The sequence below is a fragment of the Skermanella sp. genome (genome assembly GCF_059503625.1).
Genome location: NZ_JCACHA010000068.1, coordinates 1 through 4,119, shown reverse-complemented (window position 1 = coordinate 4,119; position 4,119 = coordinate 1). Strand labels below are relative to the sequence as shown.

Annotated in this window: 4 protein-coding genes, 1 tRNA gene and 1 pseudogene; all 6 read left to right on the top strand. The window is 66.2% G+C overall.

The annotated features are described in order from the left end of the window. On the top strand, nt 1-230 hold a 230-nt coding region (locus tag AC5JJ6_RS01885; RefSeq protein ID WP_496040414.1), incomplete at its 5' end, for a sigma-70 family RNA polymerase sigma factor. Between the two features lie 151 nt (nt 231-381). Beyond that, nucleotides 382-458: transfer RNA gene (locus tag AC5JJ6_RS01880), tRNA-Ile, on the top strand. Nucleotides 459-573: 115 nt separating this feature from the next. Continuing rightward, nucleotides 574-843: a hypothetical protein gene (locus tag AC5JJ6_RS01875; protein ID WP_496040413.1), complete on the top strand. Its 270-nt coding sequence runs from the start codon at nt 574-576 to the stop codon at nt 841-843. Between the two features lie 96 nt (nt 844-939). Then, nucleotides 940-1,941: an HlyD family secretion protein gene (locus AC5JJ6_RS01870; RefSeq protein ID WP_496040412.1), complete on the top strand. Its 1,002-nt coding sequence runs from the start codon at nt 940-942 to the stop codon at nt 1,939-1,941. 4 nt (nt 1,942-1,945) lie between these two features. Beyond that, nucleotides 1,946-3,691 (top strand): ATP-binding cassette domain-containing protein, encoded by a 1,746-nt coding sequence (locus AC5JJ6_RS01865; RefSeq protein WP_496040411.1) that lies wholly within the window; start codon nt 1,946-1,948, stop codon nt 3,689-3,691. Beyond that, a pseudogene (locus tag AC5JJ6_RS01860) lies at nt 3,688-4,119 on the top strand (ABC transporter permease); the annotation flags it as partial. The gene AC5JJ6_RS01865 and the pseudogene AC5JJ6_RS01860, both read left to right, overlap by 4 nt.

Here is a 4,119-nt window from a genome sequence, read left to right as displayed (position 1 = left end):
CCAACCTGCGCGAGACCACGACCCGCGTGCTGGCCAGCCTGACGCCGCGTGAGGAACGCGTGCTCCGCATGCGCTTCGGCATCGGCATGAACACCGACCACACCCTCGAGGAAGTCGGCCAGCAGTTCTCGGTCACCCGCGAGCGTATCCGCCAGATCGAGGCGAAGGCGCTGCGCAAGCTGAAGCACCCGAGTCGGTCGCGGAAGCTGCGCAGCTTCCTCGATACCTGACAAATGATGACATTTGCGGCCTGTTGGGGGGTGTCATCCCTCGCAGGCCGCATATTCCTGTAGATACCCGGCCGGGCAGCCGCTTTTGAGCAAATATCGGGGTTGCTTTGGACCGATTTCGGCGGCACATTCCCGGTCCTGTCACGGGTTAGGGCGTGTAGCTCAACTGGTTAGAGCTGGCCGCTCATAACGGTCTGGTTATCGGTTCAAGTCCGGTCACGCCCACCACCTCCCTCCCGGCATCGCTGTTCCATTCGCCTCCGGTCATAGCACCTGCAATACCTTGCAAACGCATCGGTTTGCCCCCACCCTTGTTGCATGTGCTTTGTCACGTGGAGGAAGAATGGCGGAAACGATCGATCTGTCCTCATTTCGTCAGGCGCGTGAAGCGGTCCCGCTGGCTCGGGCGACGAACTCCTTCCTGGCCCTGGCGACCCAGACCAACAACGCCGGTCTCGACACCAAACTCCTGCTCCAGGCGATGACGATAGCTCTCGCCAAACTGGTGGTGGAAGCGACCGAGCCGGAAGAAGCCGAACAGGTCGCCCGCCAGATCGGCGACAGCTTGCCGGCCCTGGTCGAGCATCTCCTGAAGACCGACCCGCCCCATTGAGGCGACAGGACCTGAGGCAAATCAATTCTTTAGCGCGCAAACCGTGGTACAGGAATCGATGTAGCACTCTCTCGTTTCCGGTCGGGGAACACAAGCATGACAGGGCGTTTGCGGCTGGCCGCAATGGTTGCGGTCCTTGCGGTCGCCGGTATTGCAGCGTGGTTATTCATCAAGCACCCGTCCGCCGGTCCCGGCGCTCTCGTCCTGACCGGCAACGTCGATATCCGGCAAGTCAATCTGGCGTTCAACGTCGAAGGCCGCATCGAGTCGATGCTGGTCCACGAGGGTGACAGGGTCGAAACCGGCCAGAAGCTCGCGACGGTCGAGAACAGCTATTACCTCGATGCTCTCGCCATCGCGCGTGCCAAGGTGGAGGCGCAGCGCGCCCAGGTCGCCAAGCTGGTGACGGGTAGCAGGCCGGAGGAAATCGCGCTGGCCCGCGCCAACGTCGCGGAAGCCGAAGCAGCCTTCTCCTATGCGCGGTCGGTCCGCCAGCGTCAGTACGAACTGGCTCGCCGTGACGTGGTTTCCCAGCAGAACCTGGAAGACGCGGAAACCAACTTCGACCGCGCCCAGGCGCGGCGCGAAGTGGTCAGGCAGCAATTGGCGCTGGCCGTGGCGGGACCGAGGCAGGATGACATCCTTGCCGCCCGCGCGCAACTCGCCGCCGACGAATCGACGCTGTCGCTGATCGAGCGGCGCGTCGCCGATACCGTTCTCGTGGCGCCGTCGCCGGGAACGATCCTGACCCGTGTGCTGGAGCCGGGCGCCGTCGTACTGCCCAATTCCACCGTCTATGCGCTGGCGGTGACCGATCCGGTCTGGATCAGGACCTATGTGCCGGAAACGGCGCTGGGCAAGGTCAAGCCCGGCATGCCGGTGACGGTATCGACCGATACGCCCGGCGGGCGGACCTATACGGCGCAGGTCGGCTTCGTCTCGCCCACGGCGGAGTTCACGCCACGGGCGGTCGAGACGCCGGAACTGCGCTCCAGCCTCGTCTACCGAGTTCGCCTGATCGTCCAGGAAGCCGACGACGGCCTGCGCCAGGGCATGCCGGTGACGATCTCGCTGGACGAACCCGGCAAGGCGGGCTGACCCCATGGCCGGGCCGCTGGTGACGATCGATGACATTTCATGTCGTTTCGGCAAACGCATCGCCCTCCAGGGCATATCCGCGCAAATCGCGCCGGGGAGCGTGACCGGACTGGTCGGCCCCGACGGTGCCGGCAAGACGACGCTGATCCGGCTGATCGCCGGCCTGCTCCGTCCGCAGTCCGGGCGCATCACCGTCTGCGGCTTCGATAGCGTCGGACAAGCCGAGGCGATCCACGGCGTCGTCGGCTATATGCCCCAGCGTTTCGGCCTGTACGAAGACCTGACCGTCACCGAGAACCTGAACCTGAATGCCGACCTGCGCGCCGTCACCGGGCCTGAGCGTGCCCAGGCGTTCGAGCGGCTGCTGAGCTTTACCGGCCTCGCCCCCTTCAGCAAACGGCTGGCCGGCGCCCTGTCCGGCGGAATGAAGCAGAAGCTCGGGCTGGCCTGCACGCTGATCCGGCCGCCGCGCCTGCTGCTGCTGGACGAACCGAGCGTCGGCGTCGATCCGCTGTCGCGGCGCGAGTTGTGGCGCATGGTCCACGAGCTGGTCGACCAAGGCATCGGCGTGCTCTGGAGCACCGCCTATCTGGACGAGGCCGAACGTTGCGGCTCGGTCCTGCTGCTCAACGAAGGACGCTTGCTGGAAGCCGGCGACCCGAGGGAAATGACGGCCCGCATTTCCGGCCGCGCCTTCGTCGTCCGGGGACTGGACGCCGCTGGCAAGCGGCTGGTCCTGGACCGCGCGCGGCAGCGTACCGGCGTGATCGACGCCCTGATCCAGGGGCGCAACATCCGGCTGGTGATGGCCGAAGGCGCCGCCGCTCCGACGGCGGAAGAGCTTGAAGCCGGCGTGGATGCCGCCGTCGAGCCGGTGCGGCCCCGGTTCGAAGATGCCTTCGTCAGCCTGCTGCGCGGGCAGGGACTGACCTCCAATACGGGAGCCTTGCCGCAGGGCCAGACCTCCGGACCGCCTCCCGGCGATCCGGATGCCGTGGTCGACGCGCGCGACCTGACGCGCCGCTTCGGCAGCTTTACCGCCGTGGACCGGATCAGCTTCGCCGTCCGCCGGGCGGAGATCTTCGGGCTGCTCGGTCCCAACGGCGCCGGCAAATCGACCACCTTCAAGATGCTGTGCGGCCTTCTGCCGATCACCTCGGGCACGGCGCGGCTGACGGGGCTTTCGCTTGCCGAAGCACCCGCTCTGGCCCGCGCCCGGCTGGGGTATATGTCGCAGAAGTTCTCGCTCTACCCCGACCTCAGCGTGCAGCAGAACCTTGAGTTCTTCGCCGGAGCCTATGGGCTGGGCGGGCGAAAGCGCCGGGAGGCGGTCGGACGGATGAAGGAGGGCTTCGGGCTGGAACCCTTCGCGGGGTCCAATGCCGGCGAGTTGCCCCTGGGCTTCAAGCAGCGGCTGGCGCTGGCCTGCGCCATCATGCACGGCCCGGCGATCCTGTTCCTGGACGAACCGACTTCCGGTGTCGATCCGCTGACGCGGCGGGAGTTCTGGTCGCATATCAACGCGATGGCCGGACAGGGGGTGACCGTTCTGGTGACTACCCATTTCATGGACGAGGCCGAATACTGCGACCGTGTCGGCATCGTCTATGGTGGCGTGATGATCGCCACCGCGTCCCCCGACGATCTCAAGGAGCAGGCGCGCACATCCGATCTCCCCGACCCCAGCCTGGAGGACGCCTTCATCCGGTTGATCGAGCGGCACGACCGCGACCGGAAGGCGGCGGCATGATGACCGAAGGGGCTGCCCGCCGGCTGCGGCTGAAAGGGCTGGTCGTCAAGGAAACGCTCCAGATCCTCCGCGATCCAAGCAGTCTGCTGATCGCCTTCGTCCTGCCGGTGCTGCTGCTTCTGCTGTTCGGCTACGGCGTTTCGCTCGACGCCAACCATATCCGCATCGCGCTGGTGGTGGAGAACCCGACGCCGGAGGCCGAGCGGTTCATCGCGTCCTTCGCCAACTCCTCCTACTTCGAAGTCGACGTGATGCGCCACCGTGCGACGGCGGAAAGCGATCTGGTCGCTGGCCGCATGGACGGCGTCGTGGTCCTGCGCGCCGATTTCGCGGCACGGCTGGGGCAGTGGGACATGGCGCCGATCCAGCTTTTGCTGGATGGGACGGAGGCCAATACCGCCCGCATCGTCCGGGGTTATGCCGAGGGC

Coding starts and splice junctions, on each gene's coding strand:
- AC5JJ6_RS01875 (WP_496040413.1), top strand. CDS start 574: ATGGCGGAAACGATCGATCTGTCCTCATTTCGTCAGGCGCGTGAAGCG.
- AC5JJ6_RS01870 (WP_496040412.1), top strand. CDS start 940: ATGACAGGGCGTTTGCGGCTGGCCGCAATGGTTGCGGTCCTTGCGGTC.
- AC5JJ6_RS01865 (WP_496040411.1), top strand. CDS start 1,946: ATGGCCGGGCCGCTGGTGACGATCGATGACATTTCATGTCGTTTCGGC.